We start from the raw sequence: 21,745 nt of genomic DNA, 5'->3' as shown, positions 1-21,745 counted from the left end.
CCCTCTCACCGCCTGGGCGCGCGTCGGCGCGCCCATCCACACTAGGCCGCGAAAGCCGGTCTGGGGCGGCGATCGGCTGCGGTCGCCCGATTGCCCCCGACTCGCCGGGTTTCGGTCAGCACTCGAACAGGCCGCGGCCCGGCGGTTACTCGGCCGGGGGCAGGGCGGCGTCGCGGGCGGCGTCGGGTCCCTGCTCCAAAAGGACGGCGAAGCCCGCGTCGTCGAGGATCGGGAGCTTCAACTGCACGGCCTTGTCGTACTTGGACCCGGGGTTGTCGCCGGAGACGACGAAGTCGGTCTTCTTCGAGACCGAACCCGTCACCTTGGCCCCGCGGGTCTGCAGCGCCTCCTTCGCGCCGTCCCGGGTGTGCGACTGGAGCGTGCCGGTGACGACGACCGTCAGACCCTCCAGCGGACGCGCACCCTCCGACTCCTTCGCCTCCTCCTCCATCCGCACGCCCGCCGCGCGCCAGCGCTCGACGATCTCGCGGTGCCAGTCCTCGGCGAACCACTGCGTCAGCGAGGCCGCGATGGTGGGCCCGACGCCCTCGGCCGCGGCCAGCTCCTCCTCGCTCGCCGCCATGATGCGGTCGAGAGAGCGGAACTCGCGGGCCAGCGCCTCCGCGGCGACGGGGCCGACGTGCCGGATGGACAGCCCGGCAATGACCCGGGCCAGCGGCCGGTCCTTGGCGGCCCGGATGTGACCGAGCATCAGCTCGGTGTTCTTCTTCGGGTTGCCCTCCTTGTTGGCGAAGAAGGTGACGACCTTCTCCGCGCCCGTCTCCGGGTCGCGCTTGGGCAGTCCGGTGTCCTGGTCCAGCACGTACGACTTGATGGGCAGCAGGTCCTCGACCTTCAGGTCGAACAGGCCGCCCTCGTCCCTGAGCGGTGGCTCCGCCGGCTCCAGCGGCTGGGTGAGCGCCGTCGCGGCGACGTACCCGAAGTTCTCGATGTCCAGGCAGCGGCGTCCGGCGAGATAGAACAGCCGCTCGCGGAGCTGGGCCGGGCAGGAGCGGGCGTTGGGGCAGCGCAGGTCGACGTCGCCCTCCTTCATCGGCTTGAGCGCCGTGCCGCACTCGGGGCACTCCGCGGGCATCACGAACTCCCGCTCGCTGCCGTCCCTGAGGTCGGTCAGCGGGCCCATGATCTCGGGGATCACGTCGCCCGCCTTGCGCAGCGTGACCGTGTCGCCGATGAGGACGCCCTTGGCCCTGACCACGTCCTGGTTGTGCAGCGTGGCGAACTCGACCTCGGATCCCGCCACCGTCACCGGCTCGACCACCGCGTACGGCGTGACCCGTCCGGTGCGCCCGACGCCGACCCGGATGTCGACCAGCTCGGTGTTGACCTCCTCCGGCGGGAACTTCCACGCGATGGCCCACCGCGGCGCGCGGGACGTGGAGCCCAGGCGGCCCTGGAGGGCGATCTCGTCGAGCTTGACGACGACGCCGTCGAACTCGTACGCCACGTCGTGCCGGCGGTCGGCGTAGCCCTCGATGTAGGCCCGTACGCCGTCGATGCCGTCGACCACCTTCGTGTACGGCGAGGTGGGCAGACCCCACTCCTTGAGCAGGTCGTACGCCCCGGAGAGGCGGTCGAAGCGGGCGCCTTCGAGCGCGCCGATGCCGTGGACCACCATGTGCAGCGGACGGGAGGCGCTGACCTGGGGATTCTTCTGGCGCAGCGAACCGGCCGCGGAGTTGCGCGGGTTGGCGAAGGGGGGCTTGCCCTCGGCCACCAGGTCCGCGTTGAGCTGCTGGAACTCCGAGAGCGAGAAGAACACCTCGCCGCGGATCTCCACGAGGTCGGGGATGTTCTCCCCCCGCAGGCGGTGGGGGATCTCGCCGATGGTGCGGATGTTCGGTGTGATGTCCTCACCGGAGCGGCCGTCGCCGCGGGTGGCGCCGCGGACCAGCCGGCCGTGCTCGTACGTCAGGTTGACCGCGAGGCCGTCGACCTTCAGCTCGCACAGCAGGTGGTACGGCTGGGGATCCAGCTCCCTGGCCATCCGGTCGGCCCAGGCGTCCAGTTCCTCGTCCGTGAACGCGTTGTCCAGGGAGAGCATCCGCTCGCGGTGCTGGACGGAGGTGAACTCCGTCTCGTACGCCCCGGCGACCTTCTGGGTCGGCGAGTCGGGCGTGCGCAGCTCCGGGTGCTCCTCCTCCAGCTCCTCCAGCTCCCGCAGCAGCTTGTCGAAGTCGGCGTCGCTGATGACGGGCGTCGTCACGTAGTACCTGAAGCGGTGCTCCTCGATCTGCTCGGCCAGCAGCCGATGCCGCTCACGCGCCACGCTGTCCGTACTCACACCGGCCTCCCGTTGTCACTCCGGGTCCCGGGCGAGGGACCCTGCGGCACGGACGCAGTGGGCGAGGGCCCGGCGGGCGTACTCCGGGTCTGCGCCCGCGAGGCCGCACGCCGGAGTGATCACCACGCTGCCGGCGAGCGCCTGCGGCGACAGCCCCAGCCTGCGCCACAACGTCCTGACACCCCCGACGCTACCTGCAGGGTCTGACATCGGACCCGCACCGCCGGGCGCGCCCGCGGACGCTTTCGCCGTCGCCGGCACGACGCCCGCGAAGAGCCCGAGCCCGCCCTCCACGGCCTCCCCGACGGCCTCGTCCTGGCGTTCGGTCAGCAGCGCCGCGTCGTACGACACGGCCGCGGCGCCCGCGCGGTGCAGCAGGGCGAAGGGCACGTCCGGGGCGCAGGAATGGACGACGACCGGGGTGCCGGCCGGGCCGGTGGCGCCGGCCGCGCCGATCACGTCGCGCAGGGTGCCCTCGACGACGGCGCGGTCCACGGCGCGGTAGGTGCGGTAGCCGCTGGCGGTGGCGACCCGGCCGGTGAGCACGGCGGTCACGGACGGCTCGTCGAGCTGCAGCACCACCTCGGCGCCTGGCATCCGGCGGCGTACCTCCGCCAGATGGGCGCGCAGCCCCTCGGCGAGCGAGGCGGCCAGGTCGCGGCAGGCGCCGGGGTCCCGCAGCGCGGCCTCGCCGCCCTTCAGCTCCAGCGCGGCGGCCAGCGTCCAGGGCCCGGTGGCCTGGACCTTCAGCGGTCCCGCGTAGCCCTGGGTGAACTCCTCCAGCGCGTCCAGGTCCTCGCCCAGCCAGGAGCGCGCCCTGCGGGTGTCCATCCCCGGCCGGTCGGCGATGCGCCAGCCGCTGGGCTGCAGGTGCGCGTAGACGTCGACGAGCATCCCCGCGCTGCGGCCGACCATGTCGGCCCCGGGCCCGCGCGCGGGCAGCTCGGGCAGGAAGGGGAAGTCGCCCACCTCGCCGGTCACGGTCCGCGCGGTCTCCCGCGCGTCCTCGCCGGGCATGGATCCCACACCGGTGGCGGCACCTGCACCCCAGGGGCGCGTCGCATTCTCATTGACGTCCTCCCCCTCGTGAGCGAGGGGGATTCTCTCCCTGCCTGCCGCCTGGGCGGCTGGGCTTGAGTCGGGTTCCTGTTTCACTGGGTGATGCCCTCCGTCGAGCGGAGGGTCTTACTTACCCTCCGCAGGCGTTTTGTTTGTCCGCCCGTCCGGCGGCCAAGACGATCCGGGCGGCGTTGATGTCCCGGTCGTGAGTGGTCTGACATCCGTCGCAGGTCCATACACGGACGTTGATGGGCTTCGGCCCGTCGACGGTGAAGCAGACTGAGCAGGTCTGCGAGGACGGCAGCCAGCGGTCGACACGGGCGAAGGTTCGCCCGTAGCGGGCAGCCTTGTACTCCAGCATCGCCACGAACTGGGCCCATCCAGCGTCGTGGACGGACTTCGCCAGCCTGGTGCGAGCGAGACCCTTCACGCACAGATCCTCGACGTAGACCGCTTGGCTCTCGCGAATCAACGTCGTGGACAGCTTGTGGTGGTGATCCCGCCGCGCGTCGGCGACGCGGGCGTGCAGCCGCGCCACGCGGGCGGCGGCCTTCCTGCGGTTGCTGGAGCCCTTGGCCTTCCGGCTGAGGGCCTGCTGCGCCTTGCCGAGCTTGCGTTCGGCAAGGCGCAGGAACGTGGGTGCGGTGATCTTCCGGCCATCCGAGAGGACCGCGAAGTGCGTCAGCCCCAGATCGACACCGACTTCGCCCGTGGTTTCGGGAAGCACCTCGGACGGGGCGGTCTGGACGACGAACGACGCGAAGTACCTTCCGGCCGCGTCCCTGACCACGGTGACCGAGGACGGGGCGGATGGGAGTCGACGGGACCAGCGAACTTTGACGTCGCCGACCTTGGCGAGGTTCAGCTTTCCGTCCGGTCGGATACAGAAGCCGTTGCGGGTGAGTCGGATCGCCTGCCGGTTGTCCTTCCGTGAACGGAACCGGGGCGGGGCGACCTTCGGGCCCTTGCGCTTGCCGGTGACGGAGTTGAAGAAGTTCCGGTAGGCGGTGTGCAGGTCGGCGAGCGCCTGCACCAGCACCACCGATGACACTTCGCCGAGCCATGCCCGCTCGGGCGTCTGCTTCGCCGCAGTGATGACCTGCTTTTGAAGGTCGGTGTCCTTGATGTACGGCAGCCCGGCCGCATGGGCTTCCTGCCGGACGCGGAGCCCGTCGTTGAACACCACCCGTGTGCACCCGAACGCGCGGGCGAGCGCGATGCGCTGACCAGGCGTCGGAGTGAGGCGGAAGTTGTACCGAAGCCGCACGTACACAATGTACATCCTGTGGGCTGAGTACCCTGTGTACATGAGTGACACACGCAGCATCGGATCCCGAGACGCCCGCGCCGAACTCGGCCGGCTGATCGACGAAGCGCACTACACGGGCAAGCACGTCATCCTGACCAAGAGCGACGAGCCCCGCGCCGTACTGGTCCCCTACTCGTGGTGGCAAGAGAGGCAGACTCAGGCCAGATCCGGGCCTACCCCGCCCTGAAGGACGGGGCCCGCGCCCTTTACGCGTGGTCACGAGGGTGAGGGTATGCCGAAAGTGCCGCTGCCCTACGGGCCGGGGCGTACGGAGACGTCGGTGAGCTGGGCGTCGCGCGGCAGGTCCAGGGCCGCCAGCAGGGTGGTCGCCACCGACTCGGGGTCGATCCAGCGCCCCGGCTCGTACTCCCGGCCCTCCTGCCGGTGCACCTTGGCCTGCATCGGCGTGGCGGTGCGGCCCGGGTAGACCGTGGTGACCCGCACGCCGCTGCCGGCCTCCTCCGCGCGCAGCGCGTCGGCCAGCGCCTTCAGCCCGTGCTTGCTCGCGCCGTACGCGCCCCACCCGGGCCCCGCGCTCAGCCCGGCGCCGGAGTTGACGAACACGACGTGCCCCCGCGCCGCCCGCAGCCGCGGCAGCAGCAGCCGGGTCAGCTCGGCGGGTCCCGTCAGGTTGACCGCCAGCGTCTCGTCCCAGACCTTCGGGGTGGTCTCCGCGACCGGACCCAGCTCCACCACGCCCGCGACGTGCACCAGCGAGTCGAGCTGGGCGGGCAGTTCCTGCCCGGCCAGCTCGTCGGCCAGGCCGCCCGGCGCACCGAGGTCGGCCACGACGGTGTGCGCGCCCGGGAAGCGCTCCGCCAGCTCCGCGGCGCGGGCCTCGCTGCGGACGAGGAACCAGAGCCCGGCGGACTCGCGCGCGGCCAGCCGCCGGGCCAGCGCCTCGCCGATGCCGGAGCCGGCGCCCGTGATCAGATGTGTGGTGGCAGGGGTGATCTCACTCATGCGGTCATCCTGTCACCGCGCCCGGAGGGGCCTCCAGGTACGTCATGGCGGACTCGGGGTCGTCGGCGAAGAACATCAGCTCCGTCAGCGGCAGCGGCAGGAACCCCTCCGCCTCCATCCGCCGGAACTGCTCCCGCAGCCCGTCGTAGTACCCCGCGGTGTTGAGCAGCACCACCGGCTTGGCGTGCAGTCCGTGCTTCTTCAACTCCAGGATCTCCGTGGCCTCGTCCAGCGTGCCGGTGCCGCCGACCATGATCACGACGGCGTCGGAGCGGCCGAGCAGTTCCGCCTTGCGCTCCGCGAGGTCGCCGGCGATCACCATCTCGTCGGCGCCCGCGCGCGCCTTGTCGGCCAGGAACGTCACCGACACCCCGACGAGCCGGCCGCCGTGCTCCTGCACCCCGTCGGCGACCACCTTCATCAGTCCCACGTCCGACCCGCCCCACACCAGCGTGTGCCCGCGCTTGCCCAGGAGTTCGGCGAAGTGGCGGGCGGGCGCCGTGTAGCGCTCGTCGAGGTCGGCCGCGGAGAGGAAGACGCAGATGTTCATGCGTCACACCGTACGCGCGGGCACCCGCGCCGCGGACCGGCGCGATTCGGCCGCGCTACGCGGCCCTGGCCGCACTACGCAGCCGGTGCGCCCGCACGGCGGGTGGTGGCGATGGTGGCGGAGCCGACCACGCGCGTGCCGTCGTACAGCACCACGGCCTGTCCCGGCGCCACCCCGCGTACCGGCGCGGCGAAGCTCACCCGCAGCTCGCCGCCGACGACCTCGGCGGTCACCGCCGTCTCGCCGCCGTGCGCGCGCAGTTGGGCGGTGTACGCACCGGGGCCGGCCGGCGGCGTACCGCACCAGCGCGGCGAGATCGCCGTCAGCGCCTCGACGTCCAGGGACGCGGCCGGGCCGACCGTGACGGTGTTGTCCACGGGCGAGATGTCGAGCACGTAGCGCGGCCGGCCGTCGGGGGCCGGGTGGCCCAGGGCCAGGCCCTTGCGCTGGCCCACGGTGAAGCCGTACGCGCCGGAATGGGTGCCGACGCGGGCGCCGGACTCGTCCAGGATGTCGCCCTCGGCGGCGCCGAGGCGGCGGGCGAGGAAGCCCTGGGTGTCGCCGTCCGCGATGAAGCAGATGTCGTGGCTGTCGGGCTTCTTCGCCACGAACAGCCCGCGCTCCGCGGCCTCCGCGCGGATCTCGGCCTTCGTGGTCTCGGTCTCGCCGAGCGGGAACATCGCGTGCGCGAGCTGCCGTTCGTCCAGCACGCCGAGGACGTACGACTGGTCCTTGGCGGCGTCCGCCGCGCGGTGCAGCTCGCGGCTGCCGTCCTCGCGGGTGACGACCTTCGCGTAGTGTCCGGTGCACACCGCGTCGAAGCCGAGGGCCAGCGCCTTGTCGAGCAGCGCCGCGAACTTGATCTTCTCGTTGCAGCGCAGGCAGGGGTTGGGCGTACGGCCCGCGGCGTACTCGCTGACGAAGTCCTCCACGACGTCCTCGCGGAACCGTTCGGCGAGGTCCCAGACGTAGAAGGGGATGCCGATGACGTCGGCGGCGCGGCGGGCGTCGTGCGAGTCCTCGATGGTGCAGCAGCCGCGGGCGCCGGTGCGGAAGGACTGCGGGTTGGCGGAGAGCGCGAGGTGCACCCCGGTGACGTCGTGCCCCGCCGCCGCGGCGCGGGCGGCGGCGACGGCGGAGTCCACGCCGCCGGACATGGCGGCGAGGACCTTCAGACGGGCGGGGCGGGCCGTGTGTGTCGCTCGTGGTGTCATAGCCACTCCAGGGTAACGAGGCCGCGGCGCGGAACCGTCCGGCGGCCGGAGGCGTTGGCCGATCGAGACCGAACGAGAAGGAACGACCGCATGCCGACGACGGACGGCGCAGAACCGGCGCGTGTGGCCGGGGAGCCCGGCGCGGATCCCGGGCCGCCCGCGAGCGGGGAGCCGCGCAAGCGCTCCAGCCGCCGCGCCGTGCTCGCCGCCCTCGGCGTGGGCGCGGTCGGCGCCGGCCTCGGCTGGGCCGGGTACGAGCAGCTCAAGCGCATGTGGTGGCAGATCCCCGGCATCGACAAGCCGCGCAGGCCGGGCGAGCTGGACTACGCCGCCGCCGGCTGGGCCGGCGCCTCGGAGGCCAACTGGCGCCGCGCCGACCGCCCCGCGGACTACGGCATCGACCGCGTCGTCATCCACGTCACCGAGGGCAGCTACGCGGTGGCGCTCAAGGTCTTCGGCGACCCGGGACACGGCGCCGCCACCCACTACGTCATCCGGGCCGAGGACGGGCACGTGGCGCAGACGGTGCGCGAGCTGGACGTGGCGTTCCACGCGGGCAACCGGGAGTGGAACGAGCGCAGCGTCGGCATCGAGCACGAGGGCTTCGTGGCCCGCCCGGAGACGCTGACCGACGTCATGTACCGCTCGTCTGCGGAGCTGACCGCGGATATCTGCCGGCGCTACGGCATACCCGTGGACCGGGAGCACATCGTCGGCCACAACGAGGTCCCGGAGGCCGACCACACCGACCCGGGCCCGCACTGGGACTGGGCGCGGTACATGCGCCTGGTGCGCAGGGCGCACGCCGCCGCGGACCGCAGGGCGAGCGCCCGCCCGGCACGCGATCCCTGACCCCGGCAGCGCGCGCTCTGGGCAGAGGATCCGCTACGGGCCACGCAGCCCCGCGCCGCTCAGGCCGGGTCCGGTCGGGCCGGGTCTGGTCGGGCCGGGTCCGGTCGGGCCGGGTCCGGTCGGGCCGGGTCCGGTCGGGCCGGGTCCGGTCGGGCCGGGTCCGGTCGGGCCGGGTCCGGTCGGGCCGGGTCCGGTCGGGCCGGGTCCGGTCCGCTCAGGCCGGGTCCGGTCGGGCCCGTCGGGTCAGGTCAGTCCCGCCGCCCGCGCCCGCGCCACCGCGGGCCCGATCGCCGCCGCCAGCGCCGCCACATCCGCCTCCGTCGACGTGTGCCCCAGCGAGAACCGCAGCGTGCCCCGCGCCAGGTCCGGGTCCGCCCCCGCGGCGAGCAGCACGTGGCTGGGCTGGGCCACGCCCGCCGTGCACGCGGAGCCGGTGGAGCAGGCGATGCCCTGGGCGTCCAGGAGCAGCAGCAGGGAGTCCCCTTCGCAGCCGGGGAAGGAGAAGTGCGCGTTGGCGGGCAGCCGCCCGGCCGGGTCCGGGTCGCCGTTGAGCACCGCGTCGGGCACCGCGGCCCGTACCGCCGCCACCAGGGCGTCGCGCAGCGCGCCCACCCCGGCGGCGAACTCCGCGCGCCGCTCCTCGGCCAGCTCCGCCGCCGCCGCGAACGCCGCGACCGCCGGCACGTCCAGCGTGCCGGAGCGCACCTCGCGCTCCTGCCCGCCGCCGTGCAGCAGCGGCTCCGGCGCGTACCCGCGGCCGAGGAGCAGCGCCCCGATGCCGTACGGGCCGCCGATCTTGTGCCCGGTGAGCGTCAGCGCGGCCAGCCCGCTGGCGCCGAAGTCGACCTCCGCCTGGCCCGCGGCCTGCACCGCGTCGGAGTGCATCGGCACGCCGTACTCCCGTGCCACGGCGGCGAGTTCGGCGACCGGCAGGACCGTGCCGATCTCGTTGTTGGCCCACATCGCCGTCACCAGCGCCACGTCGCCCGCGCCCCCGGCGGGGCCGCGCTCCAGCGCGGCGCGCAGGGCGTCGGGGTGCACCCGGCCGTAGGCGTCGACGGGCAGCCAGTCGACGGTGGCGCCCTCGTGCTTCTGCAGCCAGTGCACGGCGTCCAGCACGGCGTGGTGCTCGACCGGGCTGGCGAGCACCCGGGTGCGGGTGGGGTCCTCGGCCCGCCGCGACCAGTACAGGCCCTTGACCGCGAGGTTGTCCGCCTCGGTGCCGCCGGAGGTGAAGACCACCTCGCTGGGCCGGGCGCCGAAGGCGGCGGCCAGCCGCTCCCGGGACTCCTCGACGGTGCGCCGGGCCCGCCGGCCCGCGGCGTGCAGCGAGGAGGCGTTGCCGGTGGCGGTGAGGCATTCGGTCATGGCCCGCACCGCCTCGGGGAGCATCGGGGTGGTGGCGGCGTGGTCGAGGTAGACGGCCTGGTCCATGATGGTCCCGATTCTACGGCGCCCGCCCCGCCCGCCGAACGCCGCCTTCCGGCCGTACGGACCCCGGCTCCGGCAGCCGGCCCCGTACCGCACCCGCCGGACGGCAGCGTGCCCCCTGGCCGCCTCTCAGCGCGCCCTCAGCCCTCCCCCGCCGCCCTGCTGCGCCGCTGCCAGGCGCGCGGGGCCCGCCAGCGGAAGCGCAGCGCCAGCAGCCGCAGCACGAACGCCAGCGCCGCCGCGGCCGTCGCCGTGGCGGGCTCGACCTGGTCGAAGCGGATCAGCAGCGCGGTGGCCGCCGCGCCGACCAGCGCAGGCACCGCGTACATCTCCCGGTCCCAGCGCAGCAGCGACGGCACCTCCCCTGCGAGCAGGTCGCGCACCACGCCGCCGCCGGCCGCGCTGGTCAGCCCGAGGACGGCGGCGGAGGTGAGGCCGAGCCCGTACTCGTACGCCTTGAGCGTGCCGGTGACGCAGAACAGCCCAAGACCTGCGGCGTCGAAGACCATGACCGCGCTGGTGATCCGCTCCACCTCGGGGTGCAGGAAGACGACCAGCAGCGCGGCGACGAGCGGCGTGAACAGGTACCCCGGCTCGGTGAACGCGGCCGGCGGCACCGCGCCGATCACCAGGTCCCGCAGCAGCCCGCCGCCGAGCCCGGTGGCCAGCGCGAGCACCGCGATACCGAAGACGTCGAAGTTCTTCCGCACCGCGAGCAGCGCGCCGGAGATCCCGAAGACGAAGATCCCCGCGAGGTCCAGCCAGTGCTGCAGGGAAGGGGTGAACAACTCGTCGGACACCACGCCCCCGTTTTACCGCTGCACGTCCTACTTCTTGTCGTCGGGTGCCTGGTCGGGCGCGTTCTCCGGGTGCCAGCAGGCGGTGCGCCGGCCGGGCTTCAGCTCCAGCAGCGGCGGCTCCTTGGTCTTGCAGACCTGGGTGGCCTTCCAGCAGCGGGTGTGGAAGCGGCAGCCGAGCGGCGGCGAGATCGGCGAGGGCACGTCGCCGTTGAGCAGGATCCGCTCGCGCTGCTGCCGGCGCTTGGTGTCCGGCACCGGCACCGCGGACATCAGCGCCTTGGTGTACGGGTGCAGCGGCTCCTGGTACAGGCTGGTGCGGTCGGCCAGTTCGACGATCTTGCCCAGGTACATGACCGCGATCCGGTCCGAGACGTGCCGGACGACGGACAGGTCGTGGGCGATGATCACGTAGGTGAGGCCGAACTCCTGCTGGAGGTCGTCCAGGAGGTTGACCACCTGCGCCTGGATCGACACGTCCAGCGCCGAGACCGGCTCGTCCGCCACGATCAGCTTGGGCTGCAGGGCGAGCGCGCGGGCGATGCCGATGCGCTGCCGCTGGCCGCCGGAGAACTCGTGCGGGTAGCGGTTGTAGTGCTCGGGGTTGAGCCCGACGCGCTCCAGGATCCCCTGGACCTCCTTCTTCACGCCGCCCTCGGGCCGCACGTTCTGCAGCTTGAAGGGGGCGCCGACGATGGTGCCGACGGTGTGCCGCGGGTTCAGCGAGGAGTACGGGTCCTGGAAGATCATCTGCACGTCGCGGCGCAGCGGGCGCATCTGGCCCGTGCTCAGGTGCGTGATGTCCCGGCCCTGGAACTCGACGGTGCCGCCGGTGGGCTCCAGCAGCCGGGTGATCAGCCGGCCCATGGTGGACTTGCCGCAGCCGGACTCGCCGACGACGCCCAGCGTCTCGCCGGGCAGCACGTCGAAGTCGATGCCGTCCACGGCCTGCACCGCGCCGACCTGGCGCTGCATCAGGCCCTTGCGGATGGGGAAGTGCTTGGTCAGCCCGGAGACCTTCAGCAGCGGCTCGGTGCCGGCGGCGGGCTTCTTGCGCAGCCGCGCGCCCGGAATGGTCGCGGTCGCCTTCGCCCCGCCGGCGTCGGCCGGGCCCGCCGCCGCGGCGCCGGTCTCCTTCCCGTCCCCCGCTGTGGGGGCACCCCCGCCAGTGGGGGCGTAGCCGGCGGGGGAGCTCGCCTTGTCGGCCTTCTTCTCGGGCACAGCCTCGTCCTTCACAGCTTCGGCGCAATCTCTTCGGTGTAGATGCGCTCCCGGTCTTCCTGCCGCAGGTGGCAGGCGGCGAAGTGGCCTCCCCCGCCGGCTACGCCCTCACTGGCGGGGGTACCCCCGCTGCCGACCTCGCGCAGCTCGGGCCGTACGGTGCGGCTGGCGTTGTCCGCGGGCACGTCCGCGTACGGGCAGCGGGGGTGGAACGCGCACCCGCTCGGCACGTTGATGAGGCTCGGCGGGCTGCCCTTGACCGGGATGAGCCGGTCGGTGGCCTCGCGGTCGATGCGCGGCATCGAGCCGAGCAGACCCCAGGTGTACGGGTGCTGCGGCCGGTCGAAGATCTGCTCGGCGGAGCCCCGCTCCACGCACCGGCCGCCGTACATCACCACGATGTCGTCGGCCAGTTCCGCGACCACGCCGAGGTCGTGGGTGATGATGATGACCGCGGAGCCGAACTCCTTCTGCAGATCCCGGATCAGGTCGAGGATCTGCGCCTGCACGGTGACGTCGAGCGCGGTCGTCGGCTCGTCGGCGATGAGCAGTTCGGGGTTGTTCACCAGCGCCATCGCGATCATCGCGCGCTGGCGCATGCCGCCGGAGAACTGGTGCGGGTAGTCGTCGACGCGCTTGTCGGGCTGCGGGATGCCGACCCGGTCGAGCATCTCGATGGCCCGCTTGCGCGCGGTCTTCTTGTCGACGTCGTGGTGGACCCGGTACGCCTCCACGATCTGGTACCCGATCTTGTAGTACGGGTGCAGCGCGGAGAGCGGGTCCTGGAAGATCATCGACATCTCGCGGCCGCGCAGCCGGCGCACCGTGTCGGGCTCCGCGGACAGCAGCTCCTGCCCGTTGAGCCAGATCTCGCCGGAGAGCTGCGCCGTCCGGCGCTTGCCGTACTGCCCGGCGGTGTGCAGGCCCATGACGGCCAGCGAGGTGACGGACTTGCCGGAGCCCGACTCGCCCACGATGCCGAGGGTCTTGCCCTTCTCCAGTTGGAAGGAGAGCCCGTCGACGGACTTCACCACGCCGTCGTCGGTCGGGAAGTGGACCTTGAGGTCCCGGATGTCCAGGAACGCCGACGCCTCGGCGGCGGCCGGTACCGGCTCGCCGACGGCGCCCGTCTTCGTCAGACCGGTCACGAGACCCTCACCCTCGGGTCGATGGCGGCGTACACGAAGTCGACCACCAGATTGCAGATCACGATGAAGAAGGCGGCGAACAACGTGACACCGAGGATCGGTGGCAGGTCGTTCTCGTTGATGGACTGCACCGCCCAGGAGCCGACCCCGTTGAAGGAGAACACCGTCTCGGTGATCACCGCCCCGCCGAGCAGCAGCGCGAAGTCCATGCCGAAGATGGTCACGATGGGCGTCAGCGCGGAGCGCAGTCCGTGCCGGGCGATCACCACCGGCTCCTTCAGGCCCTTCGCGCGGGCGGTGCGGATGTAGTCCTCACCCATGGTCTCCAGCATCCCGGCGCGCGTGAGTCTCGCATAGAGAGCGGAATAGAGGAACGCCAGCGAGAACCAGGGCAGCATCAACCCCTGGAACCAGCGCACCGGATTGTCGGTGAGCGGTGTGTACTCGTTCGGGAAGATCTGCCAGTGGTAGACGAACAGCGCCATCGCGACGGTGCCGGTGAAGAACATCGGCAGCGAGACGCCGGCCAGGGCGATGCCCATCGCCGCGCGGTCGAAGACCGACCCCGGGCGCAGCGCCGAGATCACGCCCGTCGTCACCCCGGAGACCAGCCACAGCACGGCGGCGCCGATGGCCAGCGAGGCGGTGACCGGCAGCCGGTCCATCATCTCCGGCCAGACCTCCACGTGCTTGCGGAAGGAGTAGCCGAGGCAGGGCGCGTTGCACTGCGACGGGTCGGGGCCGAAGTTGAACTCCCGGCCGGCGAAGATGCCGCGGATGAAGTCCCAGTACTGGACGTAGACGGGATCGTCGAGGCCGAGGTTCTTCTTGACCGCTTCGATCGTCTTGGGGTCCGGGCTCTTGCCGATGTACTGCGCGGCGAGCTGGTCGGGGGTGCTGCCGGCGAGCCGCGGCAGGACGAAGAAGATGGCGTAGGTGATGGCGCTCACGACGAACAGCAGCACCACTGCGGCCATCAGCCGCCGGATGAGATACGCGAACACGAGGGCGTGCCTTCCACGGTCCGGGCGGCGCGGGCGGTGCCGGTGAGGGCACCGCCCGCGCAGCCGGTGGAGATGCTACTTCAGGCCGAGGTTCAGGTAGTCGTACTGACCGCTGAACGCCTGCGAGACCACCAGGTTGGTGAGCTGGTCCGAGCGCTGGTGCAGGACCTTGAAGTAGGAGAGGGGCACGATCGCCGCCGTCTCCAGCATCTTCTTGTCCACCTCGGCGTACGCCTTGGCGCGTGCCGCCTCGTCGGGGTCCGCGATCGAGTCGTCCAGGAGCTTGTTGATCTCCGGGTCGTCCAGGTACGAGATGTTCGTGTTACCGGACTCGCCGAGCGCGCCGCCGTTGGCGATCTGCTGGAGGAAGCCGTAGCCGCTGGGCCAGTCGGAGCCCCACTGCATCATGTACAGACCGGCGTTGTTGTCCTCGGTCCACTTGCGGGAGCCCGCGAAGTCGGTGAAGTACTTGCCGCCGGGGAACTTCTGGATCTCGGCGTTGATGCCGACCTTCTTCAGGGCCGCCTGGATCGCGGTGGCGTTGTCGATCTCGTCCTGCCGCTCGGTGCGCGCGGTCAGCACGGTGTCGAACCCGTCGGGCTTGCCGCACTCCTTCAGCGCGGCCTTGGCCTTGTCGACGTCGCCCTTGTTGCCCTCGGTGGCGTACGGGTCGTCGTACGCCTCGTGGCTCGGGACGTCCGGGGGCAGCGCGGTGGTGGCGATGTCACCCTTGGGCTCGCCGCCGAGCGCGCGCATCGAGGAGTCCTTGTCGACGGCGAACTCCACGGCCTTGCGGCAGTTGACGTCGTCGAAGGGCGCGAGCTGCGTGTTCATGGCCAGGTAGGTCAGCCGGCCACCGGTCGGGTTGTCGATCATGTTGGACTTGTCCCGCAGGAGCTGGGACTGGGTCTGACCGGTGACGCCGAGGGCGTCGAACATGACGTGGGTCTTGCCGGCCTCGATGTTCTTGTCGATGGTCTCGGCGTTGACCTTGAACCGGACCTCGATCTTGTCCGGGAGCTGCTTGCGGATCTTGTCCGTCTTGGGGTCCCACTGGTCGTTGCGGACCAGGGTGGCGGACTTGTCCTGCTCGAAGCTCTCGAACTTGTACGAGCCGGAGGAGACGATGTTCTTCTGGTAGTCCGAGCCGTTGTCCTTGTCCCGCGGCACCGGCGCCGTCTGGGTCATGGCCACCAGGTAGTCGAACTCCTGGAACGCCTGGTCGAGCTTGAAGACGATCGTGTGGTCGTCCGGGGTCTGGATGGACGAGATGCCCTCTTCGCTCTTGTCCTTGTACGGACCCTTGTAGTCGTCAGGGTTCTGCAGGTACTGGGCGAAGTAGTTCGGGCCGAGGGAGAGCACGTCGCGGGCGTAGTTGCTCCGCTCGACGGCGTACTTGACGTCACCGGCCGTGATCTCGGTGCCGTCCTCGTACTTGACGCCCTTCTTGATCTTGTACGTCCAGGTCTTGCCGCCGTCGGACGCCTCACCGGGGCCCTCGGCGAGGTCCGGCACCGGCTCCGCGGCCTGCGCGCCCGGGCCTGGGGCGTAGGTCATGAGGGAGCGCGCGTACAGGCGGCTGAAGTTCCACACGTAGCCGTAGTACGTGTTGCCCGGGTCCATCGAGTCCGGCACGTCGGCGGACTCGTAGACGAGGGTCCCGCCCTTCTTGTCGGAGGCGTTGAGGACCTTCTCGATCGCCGCGTTCGCGGCGGCGCCGCCGCCCTCGCCGTCGGAGTCGTCGTCGTTGCCGCCACCGCCGCAGGCGGAGACGGTCAGCGCGACCGAGACGGCAACCGCGAGCATGGCGGCTGATTTCGACCTGAGTTTCATGGTGAGGCGTTGCCCCCTGGTTCGGAGTGATGGGACGAGAGCGGGAACGGCGGATGCCGCGCCCAGTCGGCTTCTTGGCGTCATCGGCGGCCCTTGGGATCGAGTGCGTCCCTGAGCCCGTCGCCCAAGAGGTTGAAGGCCAGCACGGACAGGAAGATCGCCACGCCCGGTACGACCATGAACATCGGATCGACCTGGTAGTAGTCGATCGCGCTGCTCAGCATGCCGCCCCAGGAGGCCTGCGGCGGCTGGATGCCCACGCCGAGGAAGCTGAGCGCCGCCTCGAAGAGGATGTTGGTCGGGATCAGCAGGGTGGAGTAGACGAGGATCGGCCCCACCAGGTTCGGCAGCAGCTCCCGGAAGAGGATGAAGGGGCCGCGCGCGCCCAGGCTCTTCGCCGCCTCCACGAACTCGCGTTCGCGGAGACTGAGCGTCTGTCCGCGGACGATACGGCCGATATACGGCCAACTGAAGAAGCCGATGACGAAGATCAGCACACCGATGTGGAGCTGCAGCCCCTTCAGCCCGAACGCGCCGCCCTGCAGCGCGGCCGAGATGGAGATGGCGAAGAGCAGCACCGGGAAGGCCAGGAACGTGTCCATGGTCCGGCTGATGATCGTGTCCGCCCACTTGCCGTAGTAGCCGGCGATCACGCCGAGGACGGTGCCGATCACGACGGCGACCATGGTGGCGCCGAAGGCGACGAGCAGCGAGACCCAGGAGCCCTCCAGGATCCGGGTGGCGATGTCGCGGCCGAGCCGCGGCTCGATGCCCAGCGGGTGGTCCCAGCTCATGCCGCCGAAGGAGCCGTACGGGGTGGCCAGGGAGGGGTCGACGAGGTCCTGGTTGAGCCTGTTGGGGTCGAGCCCGAAGATCGACTGGATCGGCCGGGAGAGCGCGGCGATCAGGATGAGGAACACCACGACGACGCCGCCGGCCATGGCGACGCGGTCGCGCTTCAGCCGCATCCAGGCGATACGCCCGAGCGAACGGCCCTCGATCCGGCTCTTGTCCACGCCCTCGACGAGAGCTTCCGGCGTCGCCTCGGTGGCGCCGGTGGTCTCGATAGGTGCCGTCATGTTGTGGGGACCCCTCTCGAGCGGCGGCGTCCCGCCGTCGTCTGCCGCGGTAGCGGCTCAATCGCTTCGCTGGTGCAAGTCATGCCGTGGTGCCGTGATCCGTGGTGCCGTCGTGCCTGGTGCCCGTAGTGCCTGATCGTGAAGCCCTGCCGTCGCACAGGGGAACGACAGCTTCCTGCGGGGGGAGTCTTCAATGCGCCTGCGATCACTCGCCAGACCCCAAGGGGAATGGATGCGCAAACGTGATGCGATGCAGTGGATAACCGTTATCCGGACATCCGACCGCCGCTGAGCGGATCTTCACCGGCACGATATCGGGACACGTACGGACATAACGGGGTCAGGCGGGAGGTCGGGCGGGCCGGCGGCTCAATACTGCGGGGCGGGTCCCGGCTGCCAGCCGGACTGCGGGGCGCCGCCCGCGGAGTACGGCGGCGGGTAGCCGTAGCCGGCGGGCGGGGCGGCCGGGCCGCCGCCGTAGGCGCCGCGGTCGAAGAACGGCCGGGAGTTCGCCCGCATCCACATCGCCACCGGGTCGTGGTCGTCGGCCAGCGCCACCGTGGAGACCGCCAGGCCCGGGGGCACGGCGGCCACGGACTCCTGCATCATCGACTGCGCCGCGGCGACGGACTGCGCGCCCGTGTCGTACAGGTCTATGCCGATGGCGAGGTACGGCTCGCCGAGCGCCGGCTGCACCCAGGCGCGGCAGAGCGTGCGCACGGCGGGGGTGCGGTGGGCGGTCTGGCCCAGCAGGGCGTAGAACTGCGCGACGTCCACGACCGGTTCCGCGATCCGCAGCGGGCCCGCGGGCAGCCGGTCCAGGCCCGTGGCCACCCGGCGCAGGTCGAGCCAGGGGACGCCGACGCCGCCGCCCGCGGCGTGCGGGTCGAGCCAGAGGCCCCAGCGGTCGGGGTAGAGCGCGGCGGCGATCTCCGCCCCGGCGACGGGCTCGTGGGCGCCGGCCCAGCCGCTGGCGGCCAGCTCGCGGTCGGAGCTGAAGCAGGGCGCGTAGGCGTGGCCCTCGACCTGCATGCTGCCGTACTGCGCGTCCGGCGAGTCGGGGCGGCCCTGCCAGAGCAGCATCCACACCTGCCCGGCGGCCAGCTCGGCGAGCAGCGCCTCGTACGCGTCGTACCTGCCGGGAGCCACCTGGCGGACCAACTGGTCCACGCCCGCTCCCGGCGCCCGCCCGCTCGCGCCCCCGTTCACCCTGGGCCCCAACCCTTCGTCTCGGCCGCCGCCGCTCCCGGGCACGCGTGTACGCCCGGAAAGGTCATCAAACCAGCTTAGAGCCTGACCGCGTCAGCCGACCCGGATGTAGAACGGCTCGACCTTGGCCCGCATCCAGGTGATCACCGGGTCCACCGCGGCGTCGAGGAAGACCAGTTGGACCTTCCACGGCACCGGCTGCGCGCCGAGCGCGCGGCCCAGCGCCTCCACCGTCGCCTGCCTGCTCTCGTCGTACGTGTCCAGCAGCTCCACCCCGATGTAGAGCTGCTCCGCACCGCCCTCGACGCTCGCGAGCCCCCGGCGCGCGCTGCGTACCACCCCGATCCGCTCGAACTCCTCCCGCGCGACCGCCAGGAAGTCCACCGGGTCGTCCTGCCAGTCCGGCGTGAACAGCCGCACCCGGCCGCCGCGCGCCTCCCCCGGCAGCCGCGGCGCCCCGCGGTCCCTGCACAGCTCCGCGACCGCCGCCGGCGGCAGCGGCACGCCGACCGTGCCGCCGGGGTTGACCGCGATGCCGACCTGCGGCGGCAGCCCGCGGGCGAACTCGCGGGCCGGGGCGACGGTGAACGACATGTGGGAGCCGCTGACCCGCAGGAACTCCTCCTGCGAGGAGAACACCGGCACGTACGGCGCGCCGCCTATCTCGGTCGTCGGCACGGGGAGCGAGGGGCTGTCGGGCCCGCCGCCCCCGGGCAGCGGCACCCACAGGCTGCTGCGGCCCAGCACCTCCAGCAGCCGCGGGGCGGCCTGCGGGTTGCCGAGCGAGGCGGCGAGCACCTCCTCCAGCTCGTTGCCGGGGAAGCCGCCCGTGGCGGGGGGCTGCGGGGAGCGGTAGTCGAAGCTCATCGGGACCAGCCAACTTTCGGGGGATGAACGTCGGCACCCTAACGGCTGCGAGCACTCGCGGGCGAAGCCCGCACCTGCCCACGGTGGAGTCCTCTCACCCTCACGACCTCGCGACAGGGAGCCCGTTTTCCATGCGTACGCACCGAATGGCCGGCCTCGCCGCCACCGTCGTCTCCGCCGTCGCCGGCGGCGCCCTCGTGCTCGGCATGGCCGGGCCCGTCGCCGCCGCCGGGGACGCCGCAGGGGGCGGGCACCCCGACGTCCTGCCCGCGGCTTCCGCCCCGGCCGCCGCCGACGTCGACCCCTCGACGCTGCACCTGCTGGCGCAGCTCGGGCAGCTCACCGCCGCCACGGCCCGGACCGTCGAGCAGGTCCAGCAGGCGGTCGCCGACGGGGGCTTGCAGAACCCGCGCACGCTGCCCGACGTGCGGTCGCACCTGGACGCGGTGGACGCGGCGGCGAGGGCCGAGGGCAAGGTGAAGTCGATGAAGGCGCGGAAGACGACCGCCCTGGCGCAGGCCGTCGGCTCACTGCGGGAGGAACTGACAGGACTGGTACGGGCCGGGCAGGCGGGCGACAGGGCGGCGGTGGCGGCGCGGGCCCCGGTGACCGTGACGGCGCTGGTACGGGTCCTCGCGGCGACGGCGGTCAGCGGGCTGGTGCCCGCGGGGCAGGTGCCGCAGATGCCGCAGAACGCGGCGGTGCCGCCGAGGCTGCCGGCGCGGTCCGGCGCGTAACGGCCCGGCTGCCTGCCCGGTCCGGCGTGCAGCCGCGCCCGCGGGCTCAGCCGAAGCTGATCGAGCGCTGCGCCCCCGTCGCCTCCCCGTCCAGCACCAGCACCGAGTCGCAGCCCTCCGCCGGCTGCCCGGCGTGCGCCCAGTCCAGCAGCCTCCGGTGCGCCCACCGGTGCCGGGCGAAGGCGTACCGCGACACCGCGCGCCCGCGCCGCGCCTGCCGCTCCCGCGCCACGTCCGCCGGCACGTCGAGCACCACGACGTGCACCCCGCGCCCGTACCGCCTGGCCTGCCTGGTCAGCCACCAGCGCACCCACGGCAGCGTGCCGCAGTCGTGCACGACGAGGCTGCCGCCCGCGCGGACCGCGAGACGCAGCCGCGCGTAGTGGTCGACGCGGACCAGCGGCCGGTAGGCGGCATACGGGAGCCGCGTGCCCAGCTTGCGCGCCCAGCGCTCGCGCACGTACTGCGAGTCGATCAGCCGCACCGCGGCCGGCGGCTGCGTGCGGCGCATGAGCGTGCTCTTGCCGCTGCCCGGCAGGCCGGAGATCACGACGATGTCCCCCTCGGGATATCGAAGCCGTTCCCTGGAGGCCGCCTGCTCCACCGTCACGCTGCCTCCCACGCCCCGCACCGTCGCCTCTTGCCGTCCACAAGCCTCGCAACAGCGGCGGGGCTCGACAAGGACGCAACGGAAGGTGGCCTCCCACTTCTTCCCCTGTCCCGCGGTCGAGGGCGCGTGCAATGATGGGCCCCGCCAACTGCATACCGGCCGTTCGAACCCGCGCGGGAGAGTCCCGGTGCCTCGTCGCACCGGGCGCCGAAGGAGCAAGTCCTCCCTTGAATCTCTCAGGCACCGTCACCGCGCGGGCGAGGCAGATCTGAAAAGCGGGCGTGCCCGGCCGTGCGCCGGCGCCGCCCCACCCAAGGTGCAAGCCACGCTCCCGCGGGATCGTGGCGAACCTCTCAGGTTCCGATGACAGATGGGGAGGACACGACCACCCCCTGTCCGGGAGCCTGACGATGACCACTGAGAGCCCTGCACCGCGCCGTACCGCGCTCGACGCCACGCACCGCGCCCTCGGCGCCACCATGACCGACTTCGCCGGGTGGGACATGCCGCTGCGCTACGGCAGCGAGCGCGAGGAGCACGTCGCGGTGCGCACCCGCGCCGGCCTCTTCGACCTCTCCCACATGGGCGAGATCGCCGTCACCGGCCCGCGGGCCGCGGACCTGCTGGACTACGCCCTGGTGGGCCGGCTCTCCGCGGTGCGCCCGGGCCGCGCCCGGTACACGATGATCTGCCGCGAGGACGGCGGCATCCTCGACGACCTGATCGTCTACCGGCTCGCCGACGAGGAGTACATGATCGTCGCGAACGCCGCCAACGCCCAGGTCGTCCTGGACGCCCTCGCCGAGCGGGCGGCCGGCTTCCCGGGCGCCGAGGTGCGGGACGACCGGGACGCGTACGCCCTGATCGCCGTGCAGGGGCCCAAGTCCCAGGACATCCTCGGCCGGGTCACCGACGCGGACCTGGCCGGCCTGAAGTACTACGCGGGGCTGCCCGGCACCGTCGCCGGCGCGGACGCGCTCATCGCCCGTACCGGCTACACCGGCGAAGACGGCTTCGAGCTGTTCGTACGCCCCGCGGATGCGGCCGCCGTCTGGGCGGCGCTGACCGCGGCGGGCGCGGACGACGGCCTGGTGCCGTGCGGGCTCTCCTGCCGCGACACCCTGCGTCTGGAGGCCGGCATGCCGCTGTACGGGCACGAGCTGACCACCGCGCTCACGCCCTTCGACGCCGGGCTCGGCCGGGTCGTCAAGCTCGACAAACCCGGCGACTTCGTCGGGCGCAAGGCGCTCGAACAGGCCGCCGGGCGCGCCGCGGCCGAGCCGCCGCGGGTGCTGGTCGGCCTGGTCGCCGAGGGCCGGCGGGTGCCGCGCGCGGGGTACGCGGTGGTGGCCGGCGGCCGGCGCATCGGCGAGGTCACCTCCGGCGCCCCCTCCCCCACCCTGGGCAAGCCGATCGCCATGGCGTACGTGGACGCCGCGCACGCGGCACCGGGGCCCTCGGCGGCCACCGGCGTGGGCGTCGACATCCGCGGCAGCCACGAGCCGTACGAGGTCGTCGCCCTGCCGTTCTACAAGCGCCGCTGACCGGCTCCGCAAG

At 72.4% G+C, this 21,745-nt stretch carries 20 protein-coding genes and 2 riboswitches; of the genes, 4 read left to right on the top strand and 16 right to left on the bottom strand.

The annotated features are described in order from the left end of the window. Positions 1 to 145 precede the first annotated feature (145 nt). The 3 genes from ligA to OG946_RS27720 all read right to left on the bottom strand — a co-directional run bounded on the left by ligA (position 146) and on the right by OG946_RS27720 (position 4,631). Entirely contained in the window at positions 146 to 2,305 is a 2,160-nt protein-coding gene (ligA, locus tag OG946_RS27730; protein ID WP_326798713.1) for an NAD-dependent DNA ligase LigA, read from the bottom strand. Between the two features lie 15 nt (positions 2,306 to 2,320). After that, on the bottom strand, positions 2,321 to 3,331 hold the full coding sequence (locus OG946_RS27725; RefSeq protein ID WP_326798712.1) for a methionine synthase: 1,011 nt from the start codon (positions 3,329 to 3,331) through the stop codon (positions 2,321 to 2,323). Between the two features lie 163 nt (positions 3,332 to 3,494). Then, positions 3,495 to 4,631 (bottom strand): RNA-guided endonuclease InsQ/TnpB family protein, encoded by a 1,137-nt coding sequence (locus OG946_RS27720; protein WP_326798711.1) that lies wholly within the window; start codon positions 4,629 to 4,631, stop codon positions 3,495 to 3,497. A 40-nt stretch (positions 4,632 to 4,671) separates the two neighbouring features. Between OG946_RS27720 and OG946_RS27715 the strand changes: the two genes are divergently transcribed. Then, a complete protein-coding gene (locus OG946_RS27715) occupies positions 4,672 to 4,860 on the top strand; it encodes a type II toxin-antitoxin system Phd/YefM family antitoxin (RefSeq protein WP_326798710.1) in 189 nt (62 codons plus the stop codon). A 65-nt stretch (positions 4,861 to 4,925) separates the two neighbouring features. Here OG946_RS27715 and OG946_RS27710 read toward each other — a convergent pair whose 3' ends face one another. The 3 genes from OG946_RS27710 to mnmA form a co-directional block, all read right to left on the bottom strand. Further along, positions 4,926 to 5,636 (bottom strand): SDR family oxidoreductase, encoded by a 711-nt coding sequence (locus tag OG946_RS27710; protein WP_326798709.1) that lies wholly within the window; start codon positions 5,634 to 5,636, stop codon positions 4,926 to 4,928. A gap of 4 nt (positions 5,637 to 5,640) precedes the next feature. Beyond that, positions 5,641 to 6,186, bottom strand: coding sequence for a TIGR00730 family Rossman fold protein (locus OG946_RS27705; protein WP_326798708.1), 546 nt, complete (start codon positions 6,184 to 6,186; stop codon positions 5,641 to 5,643). A gap of 74 nt (positions 6,187 to 6,260) precedes the next feature. Continuing rightward, on the bottom strand, positions 6,261 to 7,400 hold the full coding sequence (mnmA, locus tag OG946_RS27700; RefSeq protein WP_326798707.1) for a tRNA 2-thiouridine(34) synthase MnmA: 1,140 nt from the start codon (positions 7,398 to 7,400) through the stop codon (positions 6,261 to 6,263). 90 nt (positions 7,401 to 7,490) lie between these two features. Here mnmA and OG946_RS27695 point away from each other — a divergent pair, with 90 nt between their 5' ends. Beyond that, positions 7,491 to 8,252, top strand: coding sequence for an N-acetylmuramoyl-L-alanine amidase (locus OG946_RS27695; RefSeq protein WP_326798706.1), 762 nt, complete (start codon positions 7,491 to 7,493; stop codon positions 8,250 to 8,252). A gap of 243 nt (positions 8,253 to 8,495) precedes the next feature. Here OG946_RS27695 and OG946_RS27690 read toward each other — a convergent pair whose 3' ends face one another. The 9 genes from OG946_RS27690 to OG946_RS27650 all read right to left on the bottom strand — a co-directional run bounded on the left by OG946_RS27690 (position 8,496) and on the right by OG946_RS27650 (position 18,841). Next, positions 8,496 to 9,686, bottom strand: coding sequence for a cysteine desulfurase family protein (locus tag OG946_RS27690; RefSeq protein WP_326798705.1), 1,191 nt, complete (start codon positions 9,684 to 9,686; stop codon positions 8,496 to 8,498). A gap of 137 nt (positions 9,687 to 9,823) precedes the next feature. Beyond that, positions 9,824 to 10,483, bottom strand: coding sequence for a trimeric intracellular cation channel family protein (locus OG946_RS27685; RefSeq protein WP_442814646.1), 660 nt, complete (start codon positions 10,481 to 10,483; stop codon positions 9,824 to 9,826). A gap of 27 nt (positions 10,484 to 10,510) precedes the next feature. After that, entirely contained in the window at positions 10,511 to 11,716 is a 1,206-nt protein-coding gene (locus tag OG946_RS27680) for an ABC transporter ATP-binding protein (RefSeq protein WP_326798703.1), read from the bottom strand. Then, the gene (locus OG946_RS27675; RefSeq protein ID WP_326798702.1) at positions 11,713 to 12,849 is read right to left on the bottom strand and encodes an ABC transporter ATP-binding protein; all 1,137 of its coding nucleotides are present in this window, start codon (positions 12,847 to 12,849) and stop codon (positions 11,713 to 11,715) included. Before OG946_RS27675 ends, OG946_RS27680 begins: the two co-directional genes overlap by 4 nt. Next, on the bottom strand, positions 12,846 to 13,853 hold the full coding sequence (locus OG946_RS27670; RefSeq protein ID WP_326798701.1) for an ABC transporter permease: 1,008 nt from the start codon (positions 13,851 to 13,853) through the stop codon (positions 12,846 to 12,848). Before OG946_RS27670 ends, OG946_RS27675 begins: the two co-directional genes overlap by 4 nt. Before the next feature lie 75 nt (positions 13,854 to 13,928). Beyond that, positions 13,929 to 15,659, bottom strand: a complete 1,731-nt coding sequence (locus tag OG946_RS27665) for an ABC transporter substrate-binding protein (RefSeq protein ID WP_326798700.1) — start codon at positions 15,657 to 15,659, stop codon at positions 13,929 to 13,931. 107 nt (positions 15,660 to 15,766) lie between these two features. Then, positions 15,767 to 16,765: an ABC transporter permease gene (locus OG946_RS27660; protein WP_326798699.1), complete on the bottom strand. Its 999-nt coding sequence runs from the start codon at positions 16,763 to 16,765 to the stop codon at positions 15,767 to 15,769. 369 nt (positions 16,766 to 17,134) lie between these two features. Beyond that, positions 17,135 to 17,935, bottom strand: coding sequence for an enhanced serine sensitivity protein SseB C-terminal domain-containing protein (locus tag OG946_RS27655; RefSeq protein WP_326798698.1), 801 nt, complete (start codon positions 17,933 to 17,935; stop codon positions 17,135 to 17,137). 132 nt (positions 17,936 to 18,067) lie between these two features. Beyond that, a complete protein-coding gene (locus OG946_RS27650; RefSeq protein ID WP_326798697.1) occupies positions 18,068 to 18,841 on the bottom strand; it encodes an enhanced serine sensitivity protein SseB in 774 nt (257 codons plus the stop codon). Between the two features lie 131 nt (positions 18,842 to 18,972). Here OG946_RS27650 and OG946_RS27645 point away from each other — a divergent pair, with 131 nt between their 5' ends. After that, entirely contained in the window at positions 18,973 to 19,578 is a 606-nt protein-coding gene (locus tag OG946_RS27645) for a hypothetical protein (protein ID WP_326798696.1), read from the top strand. Positions 19,579 to 19,624: 46 nt separating this feature from the next. On the opposite strand, the gene OG946_RS27640 is transcribed toward OG946_RS27645, so the two are convergent. Beyond that, positions 19,625 to 20,200: an AAA family ATPase gene (locus tag OG946_RS27640; protein WP_326798695.1), complete on the bottom strand. Its 576-nt coding sequence runs from the start codon at positions 20,198 to 20,200 to the stop codon at positions 19,625 to 19,627. Between the two features lie 152 nt (positions 20,201 to 20,352). After that, positions 20,353 to 20,450, top strand: a riboswitch (glycine riboswitch). Next, positions 20,451 to 20,568: riboswitch (glycine riboswitch) on the top strand. Between the two features lie 30 nt (positions 20,569 to 20,598). Here OG946_RS27640 and gcvT point away from each other — a divergent pair. Continuing rightward, positions 20,599 to 21,732, top strand: a complete 1,134-nt coding sequence (gene gcvT / locus OG946_RS27635; protein ID WP_326798694.1) for a glycine cleavage system aminomethyltransferase GcvT — start codon at positions 20,599 to 20,601, stop codon at positions 21,730 to 21,732. Positions 21,733 to 21,745: the final 13 nt, after the last annotated feature.

Origin of the sequence: Streptomyces sp. NBC_01808, assembly GCF_035917395.1 — a bacterium.
Lineage (GTDB): Bacteria > Actinomycetota > Actinomycetes > Streptomycetales > Streptomycetaceae > Streptomyces.
This window is presented reverse-complemented; position numbering and strand designations above follow the sequence as displayed.

Coding starts and splice junctions, on each gene's coding strand:
- OG946_RS27690 (WP_326798705.1), bottom strand. CDS start 9,686: ATGGACCAGGCCGTCTACCTCGACCACGCCGCCACCACCCCGATGCTC.
- OG946_RS27660 (WP_326798699.1), bottom strand. CDS start 16,765: ATGACGGCACCTATCGAGACCACCGGCGCCACCGAGGCGACGCCGGAA.
- OG946_RS27665 (WP_326798700.1), bottom strand. CDS start 15,659: ATGCTCGCGGTTGCCGTCTCGGTCGCGCTGACCGTCTCCGCCTGCGGC.
- OG946_RS27705 (WP_326798708.1), bottom strand. CDS start 6,186: ATGAACATCTGCGTCTTCCTCTCCGCGGCCGACCTCGACGAGCGCTAC.
- OG946_RS27650 (WP_326798697.1), bottom strand. CDS start 18,841: ATGAGCTTCGACTACCGCTCCCCGCAGCCCCCCGCCACGGGCGGCTTC.
- OG946_RS27695 (WP_326798706.1), top strand. CDS start 7,491: ATGCCGACGACGGACGGCGCAGAACCGGCGCGTGTGGCCGGGGAGCCC.
- OG946_RS27715 (WP_326798710.1), top strand. CDS start 4,672: ATGAGTGACACACGCAGCATCGGATCCCGAGACGCCCGCGCCGAACTC.
- gcvT (WP_326798694.1), top strand. CDS start 20,599: ATGACCACTGAGAGCCCTGCACCGCGCCGTACCGCGCTCGACGCCACG.
- OG946_RS27710 (WP_326798709.1), bottom strand. CDS start 5,636: ATGAGTGAGATCACCCCTGCCACCACACATCTGATCACGGGCGCCGGC.
- OG946_RS27645 (WP_326798696.1), top strand. CDS start 18,973: ATGCGTACGCACCGAATGGCCGGCCTCGCCGCCACCGTCGTCTCCGCC.
- mnmA (WP_326798707.1), bottom strand. CDS start 7,400: ATGACACCACGAGCGACACACACGGCCCGCCCCGCCCGTCTGAAGGTC.